The organism is Halioxenophilus aromaticivorans, assembly GCF_042850945.1.
GTDB classification, from domain to species: domain Bacteria; phylum Pseudomonadota; class Gammaproteobacteria; order Pseudomonadales; family Cellvibrionaceae; genus Halioxenophilus; species Halioxenophilus aromaticivorans.
In genome coordinates this window covers 352,815-378,362 of sequence record NZ_AP031496.1, presented here as the reverse complement: position 1 = coordinate 378,362, position 25,548 = coordinate 352,815, and the positions used below count along the sequence as shown (strand labels likewise).

General features: G+C 48.2%; 16 protein-coding genes. 9 read left to right on the top strand and 7 right to left on the bottom strand.

The window, feature by feature from the left end:
* The first annotated feature begins 50 nt into the window (after positions 1 to 50).
* Positions 51 to 3,065 (top strand): Tn3 family transposase, encoded by a 3,015-nt coding sequence (locus tag ACGHM3_RS01825; RefSeq protein WP_168450396.1) that lies wholly within the window; start codon positions 51 to 53, stop codon positions 3,063 to 3,065.
* A gap of 422 nt (positions 3,066 to 3,487) precedes the next feature.
* On the opposite strand, the gene ACGHM3_RS01820 is transcribed toward ACGHM3_RS01825, so the two are convergent.
* Complete coding sequence (locus ACGHM3_RS01820) at positions 3,488 to 3,922, bottom strand: type II toxin-antitoxin system VapC family toxin (protein WP_345426757.1); 435 nt, start codon at positions 3,920 to 3,922, stop codon at positions 3,488 to 3,490.
* On the bottom strand, positions 3,919 to 4,140 hold the full coding sequence (locus tag ACGHM3_RS01815) for an AbrB/MazE/SpoVT family DNA-binding domain-containing protein (protein ID WP_345426759.1): 222 nt from the start codon (positions 4,138 to 4,140) through the stop codon (positions 3,919 to 3,921). Before ACGHM3_RS01815 ends, ACGHM3_RS01820 begins: the two co-directional genes overlap by 4 nt.
* A gap of 180 nt (positions 4,141 to 4,320) precedes the next feature.
* Here ACGHM3_RS01815 and ACGHM3_RS01810 point away from each other — a divergent pair, with 180 nt between their 5' ends.
* The 3 genes from ACGHM3_RS01810 to ACGHM3_RS01800 are packed head-to-tail and all read left to right on the top strand — an operon-like array spanning position 4,321 to position 10,138.
* On the top strand, positions 4,321 to 5,754 hold the full coding sequence (locus ACGHM3_RS01810; protein ID WP_345426761.1) for a Wadjet anti-phage system protein JetA family protein: 1,434 nt from the start codon (positions 4,321 to 4,323) through the stop codon (positions 5,752 to 5,754).
* A complete protein-coding gene (locus tag ACGHM3_RS01805; RefSeq protein ID WP_345426763.1) occupies positions 5,741 to 6,472 on the top strand; it encodes a DUF4194 domain-containing protein in 732 nt (243 codons plus the stop codon). The genes ACGHM3_RS01810 and ACGHM3_RS01805 overlap by 14 nt, the downstream gene beginning before the upstream one ends.
* Positions 6,473 to 6,490: 18 nt before the next feature.
* On the top strand, positions 6,491 to 10,138 hold the full coding sequence (locus ACGHM3_RS01800; RefSeq protein ID WP_345426765.1) for an SbcC/MukB-like Walker B domain-containing protein: 3,648 nt from the start codon (positions 6,491 to 6,493) through the stop codon (positions 10,136 to 10,138).
* A 54-nt stretch (positions 10,139 to 10,192) separates the two neighbouring features.
* Here the strand turns inward: ACGHM3_RS01800 and ACGHM3_RS01795 are convergent, their stop codons facing one another.
* From ACGHM3_RS01795 to ACGHM3_RS01785, 3 genes are read right to left on the bottom strand one after another with little or no spacing between them, the layout of a single operon-like run.
* Complete coding sequence (locus ACGHM3_RS01795) at positions 10,193 to 11,362, bottom strand: MaoC family dehydratase N-terminal domain-containing protein (RefSeq protein WP_345426767.1); 1,170 nt, start codon at positions 11,360 to 11,362, stop codon at positions 10,193 to 10,195.
* A gap of 59 nt (positions 11,363 to 11,421) precedes the next feature.
* The gene (locus ACGHM3_RS01790) at positions 11,422 to 11,937 is read right to left on the bottom strand and encodes a nitroreductase/quinone reductase family protein (protein WP_345426770.1); all 516 of its coding nucleotides are present in this window, start codon (positions 11,935 to 11,937) and stop codon (positions 11,422 to 11,424) included.
* Positions 11,938 to 11,992: 55 nt separating this feature from the next.
* On the bottom strand, positions 11,993 to 12,364 hold the full coding sequence (locus ACGHM3_RS01785; RefSeq protein WP_345426772.1) for an EthD domain-containing protein: 372 nt from the start codon (positions 12,362 to 12,364) through the stop codon (positions 11,993 to 11,995).
* Positions 12,365 to 12,596: 232 nt separating this feature from the next.
* Here ACGHM3_RS01785 and ACGHM3_RS01780 point away from each other — a divergent pair, with 232 nt between their 5' ends.
* Positions 12,597 to 13,469, top strand: a complete 873-nt coding sequence (locus ACGHM3_RS01780) for a LysR family transcriptional regulator (RefSeq protein WP_345426774.1) — start codon at positions 12,597 to 12,599, stop codon at positions 13,467 to 13,469.
* A 213-nt stretch (positions 13,470 to 13,682) separates the two neighbouring features.
* Here the strand turns inward: ACGHM3_RS01780 and ACGHM3_RS01775 are convergent, their stop codons facing one another.
* Positions 13,683 to 14,051 carry a cupin domain-containing protein gene (locus tag ACGHM3_RS01775; protein WP_345426777.1) on the bottom strand — a complete coding sequence of 123 codons (369 nt, stop codon included), beginning with the start codon at positions 14,049 to 14,051 and terminating at the stop codon, positions 13,683 to 13,685.
* 279 nt (positions 14,052 to 14,330) lie between these two features.
* Here ACGHM3_RS01775 and ACGHM3_RS01770 point away from each other — a divergent pair, with 279 nt between their 5' ends.
* Both ACGHM3_RS01770 and ACGHM3_RS01765 read left to right on the top strand, forming a co-directional pair.
* Complete coding sequence (locus ACGHM3_RS01770; RefSeq protein WP_345426779.1) at positions 14,331 to 17,264, top strand: TonB-dependent receptor; 2,934 nt, start codon at positions 14,331 to 14,333, stop codon at positions 17,262 to 17,264.
* Between the two features lie 187 nt (positions 17,265 to 17,451).
* On the top strand, positions 17,452 to 19,023 hold the full coding sequence (locus ACGHM3_RS01765; protein WP_345426781.1) for a glycosyl hydrolase family 28 protein: 1,572 nt from the start codon (positions 17,452 to 17,454) through the stop codon (positions 19,021 to 19,023).
* On the opposite strand, the gene ACGHM3_RS01760 is transcribed toward ACGHM3_RS01765, so the two are convergent.
* Positions 19,020 to 19,691: a LamG-like jellyroll fold domain-containing protein gene (locus ACGHM3_RS01760; protein ID WP_345426783.1), complete on the bottom strand. Its 672-nt coding sequence runs from the start codon at positions 19,689 to 19,691 to the stop codon at positions 19,020 to 19,022. The genes ACGHM3_RS01765 and ACGHM3_RS01760 overlap by 4 nt on opposite strands.
* Before the next feature lie 133 nt (positions 19,692 to 19,824).
* Between ACGHM3_RS01760 and ACGHM3_RS01755 the strand changes: the two genes are divergently transcribed.
* Both ACGHM3_RS01755 and ACGHM3_RS01750 read left to right on the top strand, forming a co-directional pair.
* The gene (locus tag ACGHM3_RS01755; RefSeq protein ID WP_345426785.1) at positions 19,825 to 23,811 is read left to right on the top strand and encodes a LamG-like jellyroll fold domain-containing protein; all 3,987 of its coding nucleotides are present in this window, start codon (positions 19,825 to 19,827) and stop codon (positions 23,809 to 23,811) included.
* Entirely contained in the window at positions 23,808 to 25,346 is a 1,539-nt protein-coding gene (locus ACGHM3_RS01750; RefSeq protein WP_345426787.1) for a rhamnogalacturonan acetylesterase, read from the top strand. The genes ACGHM3_RS01755 and ACGHM3_RS01750 overlap by 4 nt, the downstream gene beginning before the upstream one ends.
* The last annotated feature ends 202 nt before the right edge of the window (positions 25,347 to 25,548 follow it).

Genomic DNA, 25,548 nt, shown 5'->3' with positions numbered 1-25,548 from the left:
CCATATTTACACCGATTTTGGTTAAAATTTAGCTTTTTTAGGCTAAAAATATGGCATATGAAGAACGTGTTCAGATCCTGTCTGATGCAGAACAAGATGATTTTTACGGCCCCCCAATTTTCACATCTAACGATCAACGATTCTTTTTCTCTCTTAACGACAAGGAACTGGCAGTTGGCAATAAATTCCGAAATCGTGGCCAGCGCTACATGTTTTTCTTGTTGTTGGGTTATTTTAAGGCTAAGCCTGTCGCGCTAAACCTTGGTTTTCATCAGATAAAACATGATCTCAAGCACGTCCACCAAACAGTACTACCAGGACCGGGCTTTAGGCCGTTCAATCTATCTCAGAAAGAAAACGAGCGGATTTACCAGCGGATATTCGAACTCTGTGAATACCAGCGCTGGAGCTCTAAAGGCCATGAATCTGCCTTGGTAGCCCACCTAATCAAGCAGGCCAAAGCTTGGTCTGCTCCGAGATACCTCTTCGATGCAGCCATTGAGTATTTGTCAGGGCAGAAAATTGCGATCCCAGCCTACAGCACACTGCAAAAAATCATCAGCCAGGTTGTTGGTCAGGAACAAGAACGGCTGATTACCCACGTAGAATTTGAGCTGTCTCCGGATTTAAAACAAGCATTGGCCACCCTTGTAAATGGTGACGGAACGCTTACATTACGACAGTTGCGTCAATATGCCCGTAACTTTACTGGTACCGAGCTGGAGAAGGAGCTGGCCGTACATTTCCATATCCAGCACTGGATGCCGGAAGTGAATTCCCTCTTGAGCGGACTATCGTTGTCCCAGAAAAATCAACAACATCTTGCTGAGCGGGTCGACTACTATGGTGCCAAGATGAAACGGCAGTCTGTGGGCAATCAGCGGCTTTATCTCCTGTGCTATCTGCAGTCCCGCTGGCAGCAGGCATTGGAGCGCATAGCTGATGGTTTTGTTCATCATGTCCGACAGATCAAGCAAAAAGCCAAGACCTATGCGCAGGAAGCAGTTTATAAGGACTGGCAAAAAGCTGCTAAAAATGTCAGCAAGGCGGCAGAAGTTCTGCACCTATTCATTGATGGCAGCATTGATCAACAGCAACCGTTTGGGTCGGTAAAGCAGAAAGCCCTGAAGCTTCTTGCGGAGAAAGACCTGGAGTCCGTCTGTCTGTTTCTGAATGAACAAAAGCGTTCCGTTGAAGAAGCTACGTGGCAGTATTATGACCAGAGAGATAGCTTAAGGGAAGGTTTGCTCCGGCAGCTGTTTCTTTGCCTGCGCTTCGAAGGCAGTGAGGGCACTCAACGCCTAGCAGCAGTACTGGATCACGCCCGACTTGACTTCTCAGCCCCAGGAGTCATCTCAACGGCAAATATAGACGGCCGGCTGCCACCCAAAAAACAGTTGCCTTTCTTGCAGGACGAGGGCGGAAATTTTAACCCAGGTCGCTACGAATGGTACCTGTATCTACAAATCCCTGACCGATTGAATGGGCAACTGACCTTGCCGAATGTCGTTAAATACCGGGCTTTGGAGGCTGATCTGGTGAGTCGAGGACGCTGGCAAAGAGAAAAGGCTGAGTTGCTGGATCAAACCCAGCTACCAAAATTGACCGCTGAACCGCATAAACTGATCGAGCAAATGGCCAGGGATCTGGAGATCCGTTTTCATGAGGTCAGTGATTACCTGGAACAAGATGATAACCGTAATATCATCCTGCGCAATCCCAAGGGTAAGCGCTTATGGCGGTTACCGACAGCGAGTAAAAAGTACCTGGTCAACAACCCCTTCTTCCAGCAGATACCGACGACGGGCGTCGCCGATGTGTTGCGCATGGTTGACCGCGACACAGGGTTCATTGATTGCTTTGAACATGTAATGGGTTCCCAGTCCAAGAGCCGAGTCCACGAATATGACCTGCTAGCGATTCTGGTGGGAAATGCGACAAACCAAGGCATCTACGGCATGGCTCAAATCTCCGATCGCACCTATGATCAACTCAGCACCATCCAGGCAAACTATCTACGACTGGAAACTTTGAATGTAGCCAGCGATAACATCAACAACGCGACGGCCAAGCTGCCCATCTTCAAGCATTACAACATCCAAGAGGATATTATCCACGCCAGTGCCGATGGCCAAAAGTTCGAGGCTCGGCGCGAAACCTTCAAAACGCGCTACTCATCGAAGTACTTTGGCACTCAGAAAGGCGTCTCGGCCATGAGCTTAATCGCCAATCACGCTGCCGTTAACGCCAGGGTGATCGGTGCGAATGAACACGAATCCCACCACATCTTTGACTTGCTGATGAACAACAGCTCCGAGATCATTCCGGATGTCCTCTCTACCGATACCCATGGGGTCAATCACGTCAACTTCGCTCTGTTGGATCTGTTCGGTTACAGCTTTGCGCCGCGCTACGCGCAGGTTGGCCGCGTCATCAATGAGATGTTTGATGTAAAGGAAGGGAAGGATCAGAGAATCCAGCTACACCTGAAAAAGCCCATCAACACCAAACGTATCATGCAGCACTGGGACACTATCCAACGAATCGCAGTGTCACTCAAAGAACGAAAGACAACACAGGCCACGTTGGTTCGGAAACTCTCCGGATACAAGAAAAACTATCCCTTGTTGGAGGCCCTGACCGAGTACAATCGCCTGGTAAAAGCGAATTACCTGCTTAACTACATCGATGATGCCAGTCTGCGCAACTATGTTCAGCGCGCCCTTAACCGGGGGGAGGCCTATCACCAATTGCGTCGAGCGATTAGTAACGTCAATGGGGATCAGTTCCGGGGTAGCTCTGATGAAGAAATCCAACTTTGGAACGAATGTGCACGTCTGGTCACCAACGCCATCATCTATTTTAACTCCAGCATACTCAGCCAGCTGCTTACCAGCTTCGAATATCAGAATGACGATAAACGAATACAGATAGTCAAACAGGCTTCTCCAGTGGCTTGGTATAACATCAACTTAAAGGGTATCTATACCTTCGAATTGAGTGAAAAGTTACCGGATCTGGAGGAACTGATGCGCACAATCGAGGGATATTTACCGGTTCGGTAATAGTAATACTCCCTGAGAGGCCACGGATGGCGGGGCTTTCAGCGATTTTTGTCGTTTTTGGACGGAAAATCCCTAGTACCCCGCTATGGTGGATTTTGAAGTTTTGTTTAGGATTTCCCTAGCCACCATTACGCTATGTCCAATACTAAAGAGTATAGGATATATTGGGGGGGGCTTGTTTACACATACCATCGCGGCCTATGTTTTTCTTAGCTAAGTAGAAAGACGTTTACTTATGCAAGTCATCAACGAAATTCACTCATCAAGCAGTCAGAACCACCGACCATTAGAAAGTCTCCAGCAGTGGTGCCAAATTAGTGTCAACAGGCCCTAGTTACTCTAAAAAGGCAACTAGTTTGAATGGTATTTACATTAGATCACTCTTGTTTATTTCAACTATCTCCCCATGTGATGATTTACAGCTATGGCTTCTTCGTGCCTGGTATCTGTTGTGCAGCAACATCGAAGGTATAGACTCCCTCAAATTCTGTTGCCGCTTCACTCGCTACATACCTAGCTTTATTGATAATCAGGGCATCGGGAAAATCAGCCTCTTTACGCTTACCGCCAGACTTAACTGATTTTGCATTTTTGAAATCGTTTACCGCTCGCCAAATTGTTTGCCTACTTTCAAAGACGACGTTTGGTTCTTCGAACAGGGAATGTACGACTTTGATGATAGCCTCTTTGTCCGCGTTGTAGCGTTTGCCCTTAAGCGTCCAGATAGTTTCTGCCAACACTACATCGGTAACGAGTACCGTGGTGTCGCCGAGAATCAGATCCGCTGCGAGCGTCGACTGAGCATTGTCGTCATCGAGCAGGTACCGCAATAAAATATTGGTATCGATCGCAATCATTGAGAAAGGCCACTATGTAAGGATTGCTCATCGGTATACCGTTTGTCAGCGGTCATCCGCTTCAAAAGACCTTTAGCAGATCCTGCAACTTTCTTCACGATAGTAATGTGGCCTTCGTTGTCCACGTAGCTATCATATTCATCGCCCGGCTCTATACCTGCTGCTTTGCATTGCTCAATTGGCAGGGTAATCTGTCTTTTAGCGCTAACTTTTGGCATGGAACACCTCTTTACTATGATGGGTTCAGTAAAGATACCCTTTTCTTTACTTAATGGCAATTAGTAAAGGTTCGGTTGGGTGAAGTTCCTTGTGCGTTATATCCGCCACCTTTCTGCACCATTTGGTGATAAAGTTCAGCCCCGGCTGAATAGGCAGCCGTTGAATGTGATAGAGAATGCATGTTTTTCAGCGACGATCGGTCTCAACTGTTTAGGCCTCTCACCGGCAAGTACCGTGAACAAGTGGTGGAATGCCTACGTTTGTTGCACGAACGGCTTTACAGCTCCCAGGCCGACTATGGTGAATCCCTGAAACGGGATCAGGTGCTGGATGTGTTTGTGGAGGCCTTGGAGCGTGCGCCAGTGCTTGAGGGCAACGATGACGTCGGCCGATTTAGCGGTAACCGCGAACAAGCCGGCTGGATTCTCAATTCTTTGGTGGAGCATGGCTGGTTAAAGCGCGATAAGGACGAAGCCTCCTTTCAGTCCACCTACCCCTTTAGCCGAACTGGCCGGCTGTTCACTCAAACACTGGTTGAGGTGGATGGCCGCAGTGTTCGCACTCGCCACCGTAACACTCGTAATACCCTGAATTCCTTAGTGGCATTCCTAGACCGTGGAGAGGTATACGATCTCATCGACGCCCACGAGCATTCAGAGCGCATTATTTCAGATTTTTCCGACATTATTGCAGAGCTGGAGGAACGCAAGCGCGAGCTAGTGAAAGAGGTGGAAGCCCAGCAGCTGGTGCAGCAAGCCAGTGATCAATTTTTCGACTTTATGGAAAAACGATTCCAGCCAGACGTTGCCGTAAGGATGTCGGCAGACAGCGTCGAAAAACACCGAGATCGCATTCAGAGCACCATCGATAAGATTAGAAAACGGCCCAAAGCGTGGAAAAGAAACGCCGAGCTTGAGCTGCGCCGGGTGGCGCCGGAGCTAATCGTTAGCCAGGATAGCTCGGTATTGTTCCAGCTGCTCGAAAGCATCGAAACTCGTATGCGTAACGCCGCTGAGATCATGTTGCCGGCGTTGCGCCGAGCCCTGCAAGGCTTTACTCGGCGGGCCAAAATCATCATTCAGCAGCTGAGCTACCTGCACAACCAACAGCACAGCGACTTAGTGGGTTTGTGCCGAAAATTATCGGACTTGGATGAAACCGACTTCCAGCGCAGCATGGAAACCGCTGGTAATGCAATGGCCGGCGTCAGTTTTGGGTTGATAGACCCTGCACAGGTTCTCCTGCGTGAAAGAGCACCAAAACGCACGGTGCAGAGCCAGATCCATGAATTGGATGCTCCTGATGACCAAATTCGACGAGAGTTAGCCGTCCAACAGTTACTGGAAAAAGCATTCAATATTAATGGCGGTGCCATGCGAGATTATTTGCGCAACGCTCTGGATGCCGGTAACCATATCGACAGCCGCAACCTTCCTATCAACAGTGCCACCGATCTGTTAGCGCTAAGCCACATTATTGAATTGGGCGGCGCCGACCATTGCGCAGCCGGATTTAAACTGCGCATTGAACCTAGTGAACCCATTACCGATGAGCACTATTTTGACCGCCGTGATGGCTTTTTGTTAACACTGGAACAAGATGATAATCACTGAACCTCTTAACACCGCCTTGGAAGCACGAGGCACCACCCTACCCTTGTTTTCTGAGCTGATGATTCGGTTGCTGGATCACACCGTGCTGTGCCGTAACGAAAGCAAAAAAGAAGCGGAGCTTTATGACCGCTATCTGCAAGTGCACGATTTAGTAGAAGAATATCTGGTAGTTTTACACATTCGCATCTTGCATGAGTCGCGTTTTCAATCCGTGAGATTATTTCCGCCTGGGGCTGATGTTCCAGGTCTTAGTGACTGCGATGACAGCTTTAACACCGGCCTACGCCAGCGACTTTCGCAACAGGAAGTTGCCACTATTTTGGTGTTACGCGCTGAATACGATAAGTCGTTACGCGAAGGTCAGATTGATGAACAAGGCCAGGTTGTGCTACCAATGGAGGCGCTTAACCTAGCCTGCAAAAACCTGCTCAACCGTCCTTTACCGGAGTCAACCACAGACCGGCGTTCCCTGTTTAGAAAGCTGAGACAGCTGCGGTTAATTCGCAGTGGTAACGATGATGCTATGGAAGACGCAGAAGCTTGGATTACCATTCGCCCGGATATCACCACTTTAGTCACCGATAAAATACTGGCGCAGTTGATTGAAGAAACGCTTCCGGCCGAGCAAGAGCCTAGTAGTGAGATAGATCAGCCATCTACTACCGATATAGACGAGAGCAGTTTTTTCAATAAGCTGCCAGAAAACCCGCCTGAGTAAATTTTCTAGACTTAAATTATGTACTTAAAACGATCTATCACAGTTAACTGGGGCAACCTACCTGCCCAAGAGCTAGAATACGGGCCTGTGAATTTATTCTCCGGCGGCAATGGGTCTGGCAAAACCACCGCCGCCGATGCTTTGCAAACGCTGATGACAGCTGCGTTTGATAACTTGTTTAATTTTAACCCCGGCCAGGATGAAACCACGCAAAAAGGTCGTGGCGGTAAGCAAGTTAGAACCCTTGCATCTTATGTGCTTGGCTGTGACGATGGCGCCTTTTCTCGCCCCTGGGATACCGATGGCTATATAGCGGGCGTATTTCACCCTACCAAGGGAGAAACCGCAGAAGCCTTTACCGCGGTGATTGGTGTGCGCGCCCATCTCGACCGCGCCGGCTCCAGCAATCAGGCTAGGCAGGACGAGCTGTTACTGATGATTGTGCCCGATGAAATGCTCAGCCTGTCTCACTTTGTGCGTGATTATCCTGACGGCAAGCACACTACCCCCATCACGGAACTGCCCAAATTACTGCGCAAAGAATTTGGCAAACAATCGGTAGAAACCTACGATAAAAAAGGCGCTTACTTGGCCCGGCTTTATGGCGCCCTAAGAGGTAAGCGTGATGCCGTTTCTCAGCAAGATGCTAAAAACGCCGCGCGTACCTTCGCACGCTTTATGGCCTATAAACCCGTGGAATCCATTGATCAGTTTGTGGCGTCTGAGGTGCTGGAAGCCCACGATATGGGCGACACCATTCGTCGCATCCGGGATTTATTGCGCACGGTACATGGCATGGAGCAAGAGGCGAATCAGTTGCGCCAAGGCGTGCAACTGCTGGAGCAAGCAAAATTACAGGCCAATGATTATCTCGATAAATGGTTAGAGCGAACGGCTCTGAGCTATGGCGCTGCGTCGCAACAATACCAGTTGAATCAAAAGCAGTATTTGACCGAGAAAGATAACCAAAAAACACTCAACCAAGGTTTGCGGGCCGTTGAAGAGCAAAAAGCGCAATTGGACCTGAGAGTTGAACAGAGCCACCAAAAGCTGGTTTCTTTAGAGGCGAAAATTCAAGGCATCCCTGCTCTGCGTAACAAACATGAGATGGAGCAGAAAAAAGAGTCTTTATCAAACCAACTCACTGAAGGCGTGGGCCCGTTGTTGGCGCAGGATCAACAACGCAATACCAATCTCGATGCACTGCGCAACATTCAATCTCTATTGAGCCGCTACAGTATTGAGCTGGAACTGAAAGAATTTTCCAGCAACGCTTGGCGCCAAACCAGTAAAGAGCTGCAAGCGCTGGACGCCAGTGAACTGCCCGATGTAAATCAGGTGTTTGGGCGTGACTGGATCGATTTGTCGCCCTTGGAGGCTGGCCAAAGCCGAGTGCACAAGGAAGAGCAGTTGCACAACCGCCTCGCCGACTTGCTACACGATGCTGAGCAGCAATTAACCGGCGAAGCGACAGACTCTCTAAACCGCAAACTGGATCGATTGGTGGATGATCGAGCCAACACCCTGAAAGGGTTAGAGCAGCAAGAGCGACTGATTCAGCAGCGCATTACCAACCTTGAGGCTAACCAGGTCAATTACCCACGCTACGTAGAGGACGCGGTCCAGGCTATTCGCAATGAATGCCCTCAGGCCGACCCACGGGTGCTTTGCGACCACGTAGAGATACTCGACAGCGATTGGCAAATGGCTATCGAAGGTTATATCGGCGGCGCTCGCTTCGGCATTTTAGTGGAGGAAGACTACGAAGCAGAGGCCATCAGCATCGTGCGGCGCCTTAAGGTCAAACAGCGCAACAGTGCCCGCGTCATTCAGGGCAACAAAGCCAAGCAAGATGCCGCGCAGCAATCGTTACCGGCCGACTCCATTTTTCACGCCATGCGCTTTAGCCACCGCACCGCAGAGCACTATCTAAAGGCCTCCTATGGCAGTGTTGTGCAAGTGGACGACGCCGAACAACTGCGCAAAACCCGTCGCGGTATTACCGCCGAGGGTATGGGCTCTGGCAACTACGCGTTGTTTCGCTGTGACCTTGCCGACAGCCAATTAGTGTTTGGCGAGGCCGCTCGTGAGCGTAATTTGCAAGCCCAAAGGCAATCTCTACAAGATGCCGTACAGCAATTAACAACGGCTAACGATGCCTATCAATCAGTACAGCAATTATCTGCCCAGGCAGCGCGCTTTAAGCCCTTGGCTTGGTCGACTTGTTTTAGCGGCTTGCTGGATACTCAGCGACAGCTGGAAGCGATAGAAAATGAAATTGCTAACTTGGACCTAAGCGACCACCAGGCGTTGGAGCAACAGCGAGATGAAATCCAAGCGCAGTTCAATAATCTTGATAGCGAACGCCGAGCCTTGGATACTGAAAGCGGTAAGCTGGATGAACAGCTGCGTAGCTGCAACCAGTCCATCGACAAGCTCGCCAATCGTAGAGATCAGTTACTGGAAGATAAAGACAATGCAGAGGCCTACCTGCTAGCAACAACGCAATATTGGCCTGGCTTGGACGTGATGCCTTGTATTCAGGCAATGGACGATCAGCTATTGCAAGTTCATTCGGAAATTGACTTTAGCGCGCAAGAGGAGTTTTTGACCAAATGCCTCAATAAAGCCTGCGTTGAATTGCAAAAAGTGCTGGAACACTACAATCAGCAAGCCCAGCCTGCCGATCAATTAATGGCGGATTCCGCTGAAGACCTCCACAGTGCCGGTTTTTTTGGCCATGTCCGCCAATTGCAGCAGCAGGTGGACAGCTTGTACAACAGGCTCAACAACAACGTTTTGCTAGCCAAGCAAGAGCAATTGGCCAGCCTACGCGACTCCTTCAATACCACCTTTGTAAGTGATTTATGTAACGAAATCCACCAAGCCATACGCGATGGTGAGCGTTTACTAGAAAGTCTCAACCAGGAATTACAACACCACCGCTTTGGTGCTGACCGGGAATATTTTACCTTTGAGTGGGAATGGCTACCGGAATTTAAAGAATATTGGGATTTCTTTCGAGAGGTCATAGACATTCCCAATCTGGGCGATGGCGCCAGTTTATTCGATAGTACCCTTTCAAAAGACGCCGTTCAGATTAGGGACCGCCTGCTCAGCTTGTTGCTGGATGGCGACGAACAGCAGGCGTTACGTGAATTGGAGCGCATCAGTGATTACCGGCGTTATCGTCGCTACGATATTTTAAAGCACCCTGCTAACAAGGCCCCAATACGCCTAAGCCAGTATGGCACCGGCTCTGGCGGCCAACTGGAAACGCCAGCTTATATTATCCGAGCGGCCGCGATCACCAGCGCCTTTCGTTTTAATGAAGGTGATAGCCACCTGCGCATGGTAATCGTAGACGAAGCCTTTATGCACATGGACGAGACTCGCTCCCGTGAGGTAATAGGCTACCTCACCGAAACCCTAGGTTTGCAGCTGATTTTTATTATGCCCACGAGTAAAGCGGGCCCCTTCTTGGATTTAATCAGCAACCAATTCGTTTTTGCTAAAGTGCCTAGCCCTACCCCTGTGGGCGAGTTAAACACACGGGTACTGGTGGATCGCCAGCAACTAAATAAAGAGCGTATCCGTGAGTTGTGGGCCCAGCACCGGCGTGTTATTCGTCAGCAGGGCACCTTGGATTTTATGGAGGAGATTTAACTGCGTGGCGCGCACCATTTAGTAAAAGGAGTCTGCAGTGGCTCAATATGGTAGCTAACATAGATTTTTCTTTGGTAGCTGTATTTCGGCGATACCCGAACACATGACGATTCCACGTTGGCAAGTCATAGTGTGTTTGACCCGAATAATATGCTGACCATCAGTATCCACGAACTTATCAACCACCGCTGCAGTTTGTTCTGTGGTGTTGCCGGATAAAGCTGGACCTCGATAGTTAGCAATGGAATGCACTACCCTTCCGTACTCACCGGCCCACCCAGATAAATAATCCGTTACCCACGAGCCCATGGAAGCACCGTAGCCATAGGCGCGTGGCATTCCAATGCGGCGAGCCCAGTTTGGGAATAAATGCCCACGGGACGGCCCGTAGTAAGCGCCGTCGGTTAGTGTTGGGTTTATCAGCTGCATTTCAGGGTCGTTTTCGTATCCGGCCATTTCCTTGGTGAAACCAAGCGCTTCCAAGTCATTGTGCCGTAAATCCAAAGTACCCCAGGTGTTTACAAGGTATGCGCGCCATTCAGTTGTAAAGCTCGCAATTGAATGAGGGCCAAATACGCGTTGGGGCAGCGTATCGCCAACATTTACATCGTCCCACCAACGCTCCTTGTGGCCTAGGTCATGGAGCATTTTAATCCAACTGAATTTTTTAGCTTCTAAATCTGTTAGCGACTGCTCTGTCCAAGACGGCTCGTCAAAACTGTTTTCATCCACAGATTCACCGCCAGCTTCTGCTAAATAACGAATAGCGGTTGATCGTTGCTTCGCAATTGGCTGGCCATGTTGATTTGAGTAATGGTTGTCGCCACGCTGAAAACAAGTTGGGCCTGCGAACCCGGTATCTTTTACAACATAGTCAAAGGGTATTCGTTTGTTGTAAATGAAGTCCCCCGCGCATATGGGAGTGTCGTAAAACCACCATTCGTCACCACCAAACAATAGGTGCGAATTTGGTATTTTACCAACACAAGCTGGCGCGGCGCCATGTCCATCATCAACAGTGATAGCAAAGCTTTGGGGTGCTACTATTTTCCCCCATCGACTCTCCAAGGCGTATTGAGGGTCGTAATGTAAGCGATTGGCGTAATGCATCGCATGAACCCATCGGCGTATGTCATTATTGCTAATTGCTTCACGTATTGGTGAGGGGTCTATTTCGTGCCCCAAATACTGGTCGATATCGGAGGTGTCTAATGTCTTCGACATAGAATGAGCCCTACGCTAGTAAAAGTGATGCCTGAAAATATGAGTTTCGGTGAGATCCGTTAAATGTTACGTACGCCTGTGGCATCGGACAGCGTAAACACCGGTATTTCTTCATGGGCGGTAAACATCACCAGCGGTAGAGTTCGATCGGTGGATTCCTGGTAGTCGCTGTAAAACGGATGGCAGTCAGTGAAGAAATTCCAAATTCGTTCTCGTTCTTTAGTCTCGGGTTCTCGCCAGATGCCGCGGAACGCCTGAGTGGCAATTTGAAACTCTATCTGCGGCAACTCGATTAAATTTAGGTACCAAGCGGGGTGATGATCTGCACCGCCTTTTGAGGCGCAGATTACAACTTCACCGCCAATATCAGCATAACAAAGCGGGGTGATAAACGTTTTACCGCTTTTTCGGCCTTGGTACTTGATGAGGCAGTGTGTAGCAAACTGCCGGCCACCCACGGCGGTGATGTCGACTATATGACCTTGGCTACCGCCGGATTTAAGATACATTTCTCGGTGTTCTGTAACCCAGTCTCTACGAGTGGCGGAGATTGCGGCGGCGGATTCGTCACTCATTACTTATTCCTCTTATTATAAATAGCACCCAGTGTTATTTGCCTTGGTTCGAATATCACAGATGGACTACTTTAACGTGTGTGCTTTCCCCGTTTGGTCCCATGGGTGAGTCGTATTCAATCACACTGCACACTGGGTTGGCATGGCTTGCGAACAGAACGGCTTCATCTTCTTTAACAAAATCTATGCGATCTGGAGAGCTGATCACCCTTTGAGACGCTTCAAAGTCTTCTCGGCTCTTCCACCAAATTTCCATGATGCAATCGTAACCGGGATCATGAATTTCGTTGGTGACGGGATTCTTTTCTGGCACTAGGTAGCGTCTTACGTAACGAACGGCATTGGGGATTGAAGGCGCTCTGCCCTGCCGCTTTGACAACTGAGAATGCTGGTTTTCATAGTAATCAAGAAACGCCTCAGCGCTCATGTTGGGGTTCTTTCGAAAAAAACAAATTTGCTTAAACACGCCTACCCTCTTTTTTATAGATGCGTTTTTATAGTTAAATGCGATTACTTAAATGTAGCGCCTTTTAATCAGTTGACCGCACGGGGACGTAAGAGCCACTTGGAAATAGCTTATGTATACAGGCCCCAATTGATTGAGTATGTGGCCGACATGGTATGCTGTCCAATGCAAAATACAGAGATAAGTATGCAATATGGACATATCTATTGGGCGATTACAACAGCTGCTCACCGTGGCCAAAACCGGTAGTTTTTCTAAAGCTGCAGAAGAACTCAATATCAGTCAGCCTGCGCTGAGCCGGAGTATTGCGGCGATTGAAGATTATTACGGCTTTCAGATGTTCAACAGAATGGGCCGGGGCGTTCAGTTGACCTCTGCGGGTAAGCAAATTATTAACCTGTCCGGCCCCGCAGTTCAGCATTTAAAAGCATTAGACAAAAACTTTAGGTTATTTGGTGCAGGGCTTGCCGGCGCTTTATCAGTTGGTATTGCGCCACTTTTAGCAAGCCAAGTTCTGGGCCGCCTGGCTGGTGATTTTTTTATGGGTTCTCAGCCAGTGTCTTTGCAATCAGTTGTGCGGCCAGGAGACGCATTGATTCAAAGCCTTTTTAACGACGAAATAGAACTTATTGCTTACCCTGAAAGTTATATAGAGCCCAGTGACGATCTGGACGTTCAAACCATAGGTGCGTTAGAACCCGTTTGTGCATGCCGGCGAGGCCATCCGTTACTCGAATGCAAAAAAATATTTCAAAGAGATCTGGAGGGGTTTCCTTGGGCTAGCTCGGTTGCACCTGCGGTACTCAACGATATTAGCCTTTCCAACCAGCTTATTTGTGATAATTACCATATTGTAAAAGAAGCCGTCATTAACAGCGACATGATTGCTATCTTCACTGAATCATTTGTTTTGCCCGAACTCAATGATGGTAGCATGTGCCAAATAACTATTCGCGACATGCCATTGCCATTAACAAAAATTTATATTGCAAAGCTCAAAGCACAAAAAACATCGCCACTGGCCGAAGTGTTCATCACTAAATTAAGACGTATTTTAGGTGATTAGCCATTCTTGAGCTTCGATAGAGTAGCGTAAAGTTATGAGATTTCTATTGAAAAAATTCTATTAGTATTTTAACTCTGAGATCTACCGTCCACGGCGCTACTTGGAGGGGCTTTCACGACTTGGGAAAAGATTTTAGCGCATGGCTTGGCTTGTAGTAAATGATATGAATGATGTGCGCGTAGTGCGCACTATCTAAATTTTAGCCCGTAAATATTAACGCTTCGCATGCTTCTGGGATGCTTGCGGATTAATCAGAAAATCCATGCGTCTTGGTGAGAATATATCCAGTAAAACACTGCCCTCCTCCAGTGAAACAACACCATGGCTCACCCTTTTTGGCGCAACAAAAGCATCCCCTGTTTTTAAGTATTCCATGGTTTCCGCCAATTGTACTTTGAAACTGCCTTTTAAAACGTAGGCAATTTGGTCGTGATCTTCATGGTGGTGTACTTCGCCGATGGCATCTTTTGCAAATTGAACGTACACCACCATTAATTCGTTGGTGTGACCGACCAACTTACGAGATAGACCTCCGCCTATGTCTTCGTACGGATGTTGGTCGGCTTTAAAAAAATCAATCACGTTTTTATCCTTTTATTTGAAAAGAGAATTTAAACAGTTCATTTATGGTAGCTACGCTATCTTAAACACCAGCGTTAAACGACGAAAAAACGCTTTTTGGTTCATATATGAACTCCCATTCATTTAGACTTTGCCGCAATGATTGAGCTGTGGGATATTTTGATCAACCGGCGGCGAAAAACGTCATTTGCGTGCAAATCTGCTCAGGCAAGCATTCAAATACAACCGCACGGCAGCACTATAAAAACTAATAACCGGTTGCTGAGAGGTTCATCCTGTATGAATAAAACCATCGTTAAATCAATTGCTTATACCCCTTCTCTACCGCTAATGCTAAAACAATCCGGGCTTGCTTACGGCATTCGCTGTGCGCTAGCCGGTAGCCTAGCATTGGGTGCCCATGCGGTTTTGGCACAGTCCGCCGACGAAGCGGAAAGCGAGTCTATGCCCATTGCCGCCATTGAAGAAGTTGAGGTGGTTGGAATACGCGCCAGTATGCGAAGTGCTATCGATCGCAAAAAAGCTGCCGGCACGGCTACAGACTCCATTGTGGCTGAAGACATCGGCCAATTTCCTGATAAAAACGTCAGTGAGGCCTTGCAAAGGGTCACCGGTGTGCAGATAGGCCGTGAATTTGGCGAGGGAACCAGCGTTAGTATTCGCGGTGTAGAACCGCAGTTAGTGAACGTAGAGGTCAATGGGCAAGCCGCCATCGGAGCATCAGACCCATTTGCCAGCGCCGGGCGCTCGGTGGATTTTGCCAGCATGGCGTCGGAATTGGTTAAAGCGTTGGATGTGATCAAAGGTTCAGAAGCCAGGCTTACCGAGGGCGGCATCGGCGGTACCATTCAGGTGGTCACGCGCAAACCGAACGACTTTGACGAGCACTATTTTCAACTCAGTGCTGAGAACCAGTACAACGATCTGATGGAGGCGAACAGCCAAAAGTACAACTTAACCGGTGTTTATAAATTTACTGAAAAAGTGGGTGGCTTATTAAACGTTACCATGGCTGATCGGCAGAGCACTTACCATGCCTTGCGTAACACAGAGTGGGTTCGGCAAGCGGATTACGATAATTCGCCAGATAAAACCTTTGAAGACCCAGATTACGCTAACATAACCGACGTAGCCAATTGCCCAGACTCAACCTGTGAAGCACAGTGGTACGACTTCCGAGCGCGTATTCCTCGCACCAGTATATGGGAGCGAGACGAAGATCGTTTAAGCGCTAACGGCATGTTGCAATTTGAGTTATCGGATTCGTTATCCGCTCACGTTGGTTACACCTACAATACTCGGGATTTTGTACAGGTAGACAGCAACATGCAACTAGAGGTAGCCAGCGAAAGCAATTTGGACCCTAACAGCTTTACCGTGGGCGCTAACCACAATGCCTCGTCGTTCGTTACCGAAGAAGCCACCATTGTTAACCGTGCGGTGCATAACGATTGGAAGCTAGAATCGGGTATATTCGATGCGGGATTCGATTTTGATGCCGGTAACCTCAATATACAAGGTTCAATTGGTCATTCCACACAGGATCAAAAGATTTATCAACGTGAGTCGCGGGTTAATGCCAATGGCGTGGGCAACGTATTGGCGGAGTTCTCTGGCGATGGTTCACCGGTTTACGATTTAGATACCGGACTAAACAGTGCAGACCCATCACAAACGTTCACTATGAACGAGCCAGAGTCCTATTGGTTTTACTCGCGTATTTACGACAAACCCATAGAAACCAAAGATGAGCTAACCACGGCTAAGTTGGACCTTACCTACAACTTCGACGACGGTTTTATCACAAAACTGCGAACTGGATTTAGGATCAGTAAAGAAGATATCGGTTACTCCCGTTCGGACCGACGCATAACACGTATTATTGGTAACGATTACGGCGGTGATACCTGGACGCTGGAAGAAAACGCTGCGCTAATCAGCCGTAATTCTTATATGCTAGATAACTTCTTGGGCAGCTACGATGCCGGCGTACCGGTTATTGATGGCTGGTTAGGGTTTAATGCCGCTGGTTTCTATAACGATTTCTTGGCCACCCATGCGGGTAATATTTCCGCTGATGAACTCGCCATCCCTGAAGTATCTTATTACGATGTTGAACGAAATATCCAGGCACTGTATTTACAGTTGGATTTTGCCACGGAGGTCGCGGGTTTGCCTGTATGGGGTAACGTAGGTGCGCGCTATGTTCGTACTGAAGCCGATACTTCTGGTAATGCATTGGTTGAGGTTCAAGTGGATGTTGATCCATCAGACCCGTCCTTGGGTAACGTTTTAGACCCGAATCACCCAATGGCCTATAACGATGAACGTACTCTCTCCAACGACTACAGCGACTTTTTACCCAGTTTAAACGTGAACCTCGGAATCATTCCGGACCAACTGATCTTGTACGCCGGCGCTGCCAAAGTGATGGCTCACCCAAAAGGTAAAGACTTAAATATCGCTGCCACCTGTCTTATTCGGTTGGATACGGAGTCCCTCAACCTGGGATACACCAATACCTGTAGTGCTGGTAACCCTAGATTGGATCCCTATCGAGCCAAACAGCTGGATCTAGCCATAAACTGGTACGCAACCGAAGACACTTTCTTGTCTGCGGCGTTATTCAAGAAAGAGCTGGATACCTGGGTGTTGGAGCGAGACGAGCAATTCGGTGTTAACTATTTTAACGACGGCACTTTGTATGATGTCACTCAGGTGGTGAATGGTTCCGGAGCAACTACGGAAGGATACGAGCTTACAGCTTCGACTTTTTTCAGTAGTTTACCTGGCATTTTGCAAAATACCGGCGTTAGTGCCAACTTCACCCACCTCGAGGGCGAAGACACCGGGCTGTTTAATCAGCTAACCAATGAAGAATTACCGTTGCCCTCTCAGTCTGAAGACAGCTACAACATCACCTTGTTTTACGAAACGGATATGCTCAGTGTAAAACTGGCCTATAACTACCGCGATGCCTATTTGCACATCCCCGCAGACCGTGGCGGTAACCCAGTGTATGTGGACGATGCTGGGTTCCTAGATGCGAAAGTTGTTTTTAGGCCTCAAGGTGCGTTGGAGAATTTTAAGTTCTATGTTGATGCTCGTAACCTCACCGAGGAAGGCAATGTCTACCTGAATGGTCCCGGTCGTTTAAGTGAGAACCGATACTCCGGCCGTGAGCTTACCGCAGGCTTCACTTATTCAATGTAATTCAGTTTAAAAAGCTATCACCACCGATGCACCGCATTGGTGGTTCTCTCTTATTTATTATCAAACTATAAGCCCGAGTGAGATTGTGATCTAAATGAGATTGTTCGCAAGCAGAGTTTCCTGCCTTTTACTGCTTCTGTGCACTTCAGCCCCTCTGCTTGCACAACCCAACCACCAGAGTAAAAAAGTGCTCAATGTTAGCCGTAATAATGCTGTTTATAACGTCATGGATTTTGGTGCAATTGGCGATGGAAAAAGGTTGGATACCGCAGCAATACAAGCCGCCCTCGACGCTGCTAATGAGGCTGGTGGCGGAGAGGTCTGGATTCCCAGTGGCGTATACCTAAGTTTCAGCCTGCAGGTGTTTAGCCATATCACTCTTAAAATCTTACCTGGCGCAACCTTGTTGGCGGCCAATCCAAACGAACATTCACAGGGATACCATGCGCCCGAGCCCAATATTTGGGGGGATACCCACAAGTACCAAGATTTTGGTCACAGTCACTTTCGCAACAGTTTAATCTGGGGCGAGGACATCTCCCATTTTACATTGACCGGTGGTGGCCTAATTGACGGCAGTGGTTTGTGGAAAGGGCTTTACCCACCCTTAGGGCCGAAGCCCAGCCGGCAGCCGGGCAATAAAACACTTGCTATTAAGGGCGGAAAAAATATCGCGTTGCGGGATATTAATATACTGCGCGGCGGCCATTTCGCCGTGCTGGCAACAGGAATCAACAACCTGCTAATTGATAGTGTAATCATTGACAGCAATCGTGATGGTATCGATATCGATGTTTGCAAAAATGTGCGAATCAACAATGTTGTGGTTAATTCTCCCAATGACGACGCAATCGTTCTCAAAAGCTCCTTTGTGTTAGGCGCAGCAATCCCTACTGAAAACGTCACCATAAGCAACAGTATTGTTAGTGGCTACGATGTGGGTACGGTTCTAGATGGAACCTATCAAACTACCACAACCCGCGCGCCGGATGGCGACGGCCCTACGGGGCGCATCAAACTGGGTACGGAGTCCAATGGTGGCTTTCACAATATTACACTGAATAATATTGTGTTTGATCGCTCAAGAGGGTTGGCTATAGAAACCGTAGACGGTGGTTCAATCACCAATGTGGTAGCCAGCAATCTCACTATGCGAGACGTAAGCAGTTCCCCCATATTTATTCGCCTGGGGGCTCGGTTACGCGGCCCCACGGGCATTGCGCCCGGGCGAATCAGCGGCGTCAAAGTCAGTAATGTGATAGCCAGTAATGTTAACAGTACCTACCCGGTAATCATCGCCGGGTTACCGGGATCGCCGGTGGAAAATGTTACTTTGAAGGATATTCGTATTGAACCGAATAGCGGTTTGACTTGGTCGGACGTTGAAGATCAACCGGATCATTTGGTTAACCCCTTTTTCTTTGATAAACAAAAGTATCTGCACAGTAAGGGCGAATACCTAGCTGCTGCAGGTTACCCTGAGCCGAGCATGTTTGGCGTACTACCGGCCTACGGCGCTTACATTCTGCATGGTAAAGGTATTAACCTGAGTGACGTTGAAATCAGTAATGATCACAAAGATACCCGCGCCGGTGTATACCTTGCCAAAACACACTCAGTGAGCGTGCAGCGGGTCAATACGCAACCGAAAGCGCAGGCCGATTGGCTGGTAATTGAAGATGCTAGTGATGTGCATATAAATGGCAGTAATGGCTTAGGTGAAGTTCACCTGGGTAACGTGCGGAGTGCACGATATTAACAGTGCGGTATAGACAGCTTAAAGTCGCGGGAAGATAGTGCTTTAGGAGTAACCTCTATCCTATGGATATAGCCGTTAAACCAATACACTTGGTTTAGACGAGCTCCGACGGATACCCATTGTGGCTCGGTAAAGGGTTTAAATGCAGTGTCTCCTTGTAACTCAACAGAGTAATCAATATAGCTGGTTAAACGCCTTTTTTTGTAACTAATAGCGATGTGATGCCATTGGTCCACCGGGTGGGTTTTGCTGGAATCGATTAACACCAACTCACCTTTTGGTGAGCTAATAAAGGTATCGAAATACCAAGTACGATTATCGGTGATTCTGAGCTCCATGGTTAAGCGGTGACTGGGGTCGGTTGGAGATTCCAGATGCACAAATCTGGGCTGTGGGCTGGTTTTAAACGCGTTTAGGGGGTAAATAATGGCTTCAACTGTGAATTCCGCCGCCTGCGCCAATAATTCGTTTTTCAGCACTAGCTGGTCATTAATGCCATTAAAGTAAGTGCTTGGAACGCAGTCTACGATTGTGCGCCCTGGCTGTAGGATTTTATTCTTTTTGTAATTAGCGCTGGCTTTTGTATCGCCAGCTTGGATTGAGGTTGTAATGGCCATTACACCAAACGCAATAGCCAACACAACAATGCTGGGCCTGAAATTAAGCATATAAGATCACCTGTGATCAGTTTTTAAGGCACTAAATCAAGCAGTATAATGACACCTGACATTAAAACGGCTTTTGCAACGCTGGTTGTTTAACATGAAGACTGAATAAGAATAAAAATACTTGGTAAACGAGATGTTAGCAATACGAACTTTGTGTGCAGTGCTAGTAATTTTCACCGCTTTTGTCCGCGCTGATGCGCAGCCTCCTTTGCTATCGGCTCACGAATTAATGCGCATTGACGGTGAGCGTGGGCTACAAGCAATAACGTCTTCTGGAAGGCTAAACCCTATCTTTGCAAGCGGCGTTAATGTAACTGAGGCCGTCGGACGAGGCTCGGTGCTTAATCTTTCATCAAAGTTGGCCCTATCTTGGCCGGCCGGTGGCAACCTTTATGCCCGACAAGGCACCTTAGCGTTTTTCTTTAGAACACAAGAAGATCATCAAAACTCGCCCATGCCCATTTTCAGGGTGAGCAGTGCGGACAGTTCAACCTGGGATTTTGATTGGTTGAGAATTGATTGGAACGGGAACGGGTTTGAAGCCTTCGTCACTGATATTGGCCAAGCTCGGATTAGAATTAAATCCGCGGTACTATCGCCAACGTTGCTAAATACTTGGCAGCATCTTACCTTTGCTTGGGACGAACGATGGGGAATAAAGCTATGGCTCAACGGCGAATTGTTAGTTGAAAAACAGCAGCTTGCCCATCTAGATCAAGAGCTTTGGGGCATGGGGCCTATGCAACGCATAATAGCCCCCTGGAAGGTCGAGTCTGGTTTTAGTTTTGACCGCACTGGTATGTTAGATGACGTAAAAACGTTTGATGTCATGTTGTCAGACAACAACGTAAAGCGGTTGTTTAATAATAGGAGTATTCAACCGCAACCAGCATTAAACAATCAACTACTGCTCAGCCATTGGAATACACAGCAAGGGTTTGAAGGCTACAACCAACCCCTTTTAATTAAACCCAACGACGTTATAGGGGTTAAAAAAGTAGCAACTTTAGACGCGCGGGATAATAAGCAGACAGTGTTTAAAGGTGTAGATGGGATTCGAGAAACCTCCTGGCCGGGAATGTATAACCGCTCTAAATTACCAGGCAGGAGCGATTATTTTATATTGCCAGATTGGAATCTCTACTCATCGTCCGGTAGCGAATACCAAATTAGTTTAGCCAACGAGCCTTGGAATTGGATTGAGGTTTTTGGCAGCGCCCAAGGCGTCTTTAAAACGAGGCAAACCGATGGGTCGCAGTTGTTAGTAGAGCACCGTACTCCATTGCCAAAAACCAGTCTTAATTTGGGCAGAGTCCGTACCGGAGGCAACTTAGAATTAGTCAATGACAGCCCAGGTGTTCCGATCAACGAACTGGGTGTTTATCACGTTGGAGCAGTAGCGTTGCCCAAGCATGGGATAGCGTTAAATTACCAAGCCATTCCTACGGGCGATATTTCGCAGTTTGCAAATTTAGCGCCTCTGCAGACATTTATTGAACAGCGATACCTAGCCCGGGAACGGGAAAATCTATTAGTAGCCCTCCCTAAAGCAGCGAATCTGCGACAGCAGCCCAAGGTGTCTCCGCCCTCAAAGCCGCACGACGCAGGTTTACCATTGGTGCATGTGGTATTGCCGGCAGATTTTCGTACGGTGGCAACAGGCGGCGCCCCTACTCGTTTTTCTTATACTTGGCAGAATCTGCACGCCGGCTTAGATGGCGTGCTGTTGTCACTACCTGCTCTGCCTTTGATAGTAAACGACAGTCGGATACTAAACGACAATGGGACACCAAAAGACTATGGCGTCATACCGATAAACATACGACTAAAAGACCCTAACTGGCCGGCGCGAGATCTCATTGATATAACCCTCCCCATAGCGCCAGGTTCCCCTCAGACTGTCTGGTTGGACAGCCAGGACATCATTTTACCAACCGGTAAACCGCTGTATTTAACCTTGGCGTCCAATCAACCGGCGTTTAACAGCCAGCTACTCAAGGGCATGGAAATTAGCCTAAGGTTTAAACCCTATAAAGATGCAATTGCCTCCCACCGGGCACTTCGGCTGGAACAGGCACGTGATAACCTGGCCAACCTTGTGGAAGAGCAACCCAATGTGCGATTGTTCCCCCTATGGGAGCGATTTGAGCGTGATATAAACGAGCTGCTAAAGGTTGACCCGACCAACCCATTGGGCCGATCACTGTGGTACGAGAAAAATCCAGAGCAACGCCCTACTGGCTTTATTGATAAGCCTTCTAGTTCTGGTGCACCTGCTTGGGCTGTCCTTCAACGCGAGTATTTACAGCTGTATAAAGCGTTTGTAAATTGGTGGATAGATCACCGGCAGCTTACCAGCGGCCCGGCTATGGGTGAATTCGGCGGTGGTATAGCCGATGACACCGATCTAACCAATCACTGGGTTGGCCTGGCCTTAATGGGGGTAAATTATGAAAAAATACGGCGATCTCAACGAATGCTACTGCAAGCCAGTTACAATAACGGCTTATGGCAACAAGGCTTAAACACCTTAAAAACAGACGAACTGCATGCCTATGAGGAAGGTACCAACGCCGTTGCCCAGGCACTACAATTAAATTGGGGTTCACCCTCGGTAATTCACCAGGCTTTGGCGGTAGCACAGAACTACCCAAGGTTGATACAAAAAAATACTCAGGGCCACAGCCATTTTATTTCGAATTACTTTAGCGCCAGCGATATCGATCAAAGCGAAAAATACAATAAACAGACTGATCGGTCCTTTTTAATAACGCACCCAGGTTTGTTACTGGTGGATTATAACAACCACCCTGCTACCCGTAGTCTTTTACTCAGTGCACTAGATGGTTGGCTTGCACATGCTGGTGACCAGGGCACGCTGCCTAAAACTATCCTCTGGCGGTCGGATCAAGGCCAGGGCCGTGGTGCTGGGTTGGCACTACATAATTTTTGGGCCGCCTATCGCTGGACTAACAATCAGCGTTACCTAGCGCCCGTCATCAGACTAATTGAGTCAATAGATTTAACAACCATTGGGGCATTAAATGCCAATATTCTTAGTCAGCTAGGAGCCAGTGAATCGCTAATGCATAAGATCTCCAGCGGTGAAATCTCCGGTACCCAAAATTACATTGATGCTAATCTGGGTGGAATGGACTCACAGAGCTTGGTGGATTTCGCTCGTTGGCAAGCCACCGGAGATACCAACAACATTGCACAGTTACACCAGCGCGAGCTGGCCATGCAACAAACCAGGCTGCCGTATTTAACCGAGGCCGAGGCGTGGACTGACAGGGTGGCAATGCCAACGGAATCGCTGCAAAGAAGTCGATTGGGAGGTGTGGCGCACCTGAGAAACGCCTATTACCCGGGTAACTTGGTGTCTTGGCAGTTTAACCAGAAGAACGATCTCAAAAACAACACAGAGAGCTGGCGGCAGGTTGAAGTGTCGGGTGAGGATGTGGCTATTTTATTTGCCATCAACAAACCAACTGAAATGACCTTCTTGGCTTATAATTTTAAAGACACACCGATTGTGGCATCAGCCACGGGGTGGGATGTCGAGCATGGCATATGGTCAGTGACATCAAACGCGCGAGAACAAGGCCTAGATACGGAAAGGCAAGCACCGAGCGTTGAATTCGGCCGAGCCCGTACAGTAGACATTAGTCTGCCGCCACATCAACTACAAATGGTTACCCTAAAACGACAATCTGCTCTATCACCGGTGAACAGTTACCCGGATATCGGCATAGAGCCCGGCGATATCAACAACATTGACCGGGCCAATGGCCGACTTGCATTCGACGTAACAATTCATAGCCTTGGTTCAGTACCAACACCTCCGGGGCTATTGTTAATCAAAAACAGCGCCGGCGAAAAGTTGCAACAATTTAAACTGAAACCCATGCAGGCCATGAGTGAAAACGGGGAAGATTCCCAAGTAGTGGCTGTTGAGCTTCCATCAGAGACTGTGGGAGACGAGCTTACATTGGATGTACGGTTATTAAATAAAACAGAAGAAATAACGGCTAGCAACAATACCCTATGCCTGCTCGAAGACACGTTAAAGTCTACTTCTGACCTTACCTTATTACCGCTTGAGGGAAACTGCCATTGAAAACTCAGTTACTATTCGCTCTGTTCACTGTTTTAAGCATGGTAGCGACAAGCCAAGCAGAAGACTCAACCGACGGCAAAGTGCCGGTTATTCTATTTATCGCCGGCGATTCAACCGCAGCCAGCTACGATAACAAAGAACAACAAGGTTGGGGTGGGGTTTTGCAAGAGTATTTTGAAGTTAATAAAGTGCGTATCGATAACCGCGCCCGCGGTGGAAGGAGTTCGCGCACATTTATGACCGAGGGCCATTGGCAGAAATTAATCACCGATGTTAACGCCGGTGATATTGTGGTAATTCAATTCGGCCATAACGATGCCAGCCCAGTTAATGACTCTACCAGGGCTAGGGGAAGCCTGCCTGGGTTGGGTGAAGAGAGCCGACAGATCGACAACATGCTCACCGGTGAGCCAGAGGTGGTGTATACCTTTGGCCACTATATCCAAAAGATGATTGACGAAGTCAAACAAAAGCAGGCCCGGCCAATTTTAATATCATTAACGGTGAGAAATCTTTGGCAGAATAATCGTATAGAGCGAGGTTCTGGGGAGTACGGCGCTTGGCTACATTCGTTAGCGGCCACTAACGGTATTGATTATATAGACCTAACCAACGAAGCCGCGGATATTTTCGAACACCTGGGTAAAGAGCTAACCGATACGATATACGAAAAAGACTACGCTCACTTTAATGAAACGGGAGCACACATTCATGCACGAACGATTGTTAATTGGGTGAAGGGCTTGCGCCCTACTCTACCCAGTGACAGCTATTCGGCATTGGGGCAAGATGTCGCTAGTAATCATTGGGCATTTCTACGCTTGCCTGTTATCCAAGACAAACAAAAGCCTACGTTGTTTCTGGTTGGTGACTCCACCGTGAGAAATGGTACAGCCGATGGTAGTAATGGTGAGTGGGGCTGGGGTAGTTTTTTAGCAGATTACTTAGCCAGCATTCCAGTTAATGTTGTAAACCGTGCCATCGGTGGGTTTAGCAGTAGAACTTATATTACCGGCAACCATTGGCACAAATCACTGAATATGATGCGCCCTGGTGACTATGTAGCGATCCAATTCGGCCATAACGATGCCTCGCCTGTTAACGACACTCGCAGAGCTCGGGGAAGCTTAGACGGTATAGATTCACAGGTCCAAACCGTGTTTAATCTGCTCACCGGGCAGCAAGAAACAGTCTACAGCTACGGCCACTACCTAAGGCAATACATAAGTGATGCAAAGGCTAAGGGGGTAACGCCCATTGTTATCACGCCGGTGCCGCGTAAGCTGTGGAGCAGTGACAGTAACACAATACAGCGAGATCAAAGCGCGTATCCCGATTGGGCAACATCCGTGGCAGAATCCGCAGGTGTTCCCGTGGTAGATTTGTTCGGATTAGTGGCTAACCAATACGATAGACTGGGCATAACGGCCGTAGAGGCTCTCTTTGCTGACAAGCACACCCATACCAGCCAATCCGGCGCTCAATTGAACGCGCAAATCGCCGCCGAACAACTCAGCCAATATCTGATGCAATAAGCCAATTCACCGGCTATTGGCTGATCCTCCCCAATTCTTGCCCATTCCTATTGAGTGTTGGTTGCAGTGTTGTCTTGCCTGGGCTGATAGCATAGCCTCGTCTTTAACTTGTTAGAGCTGCGATTGCCTAAGCAATACCAGAGCTTCGATTCGTTATAAGCCTGACTTGCTAATGCAGTAAGTAAGAAAGTGGCCAGTGTAA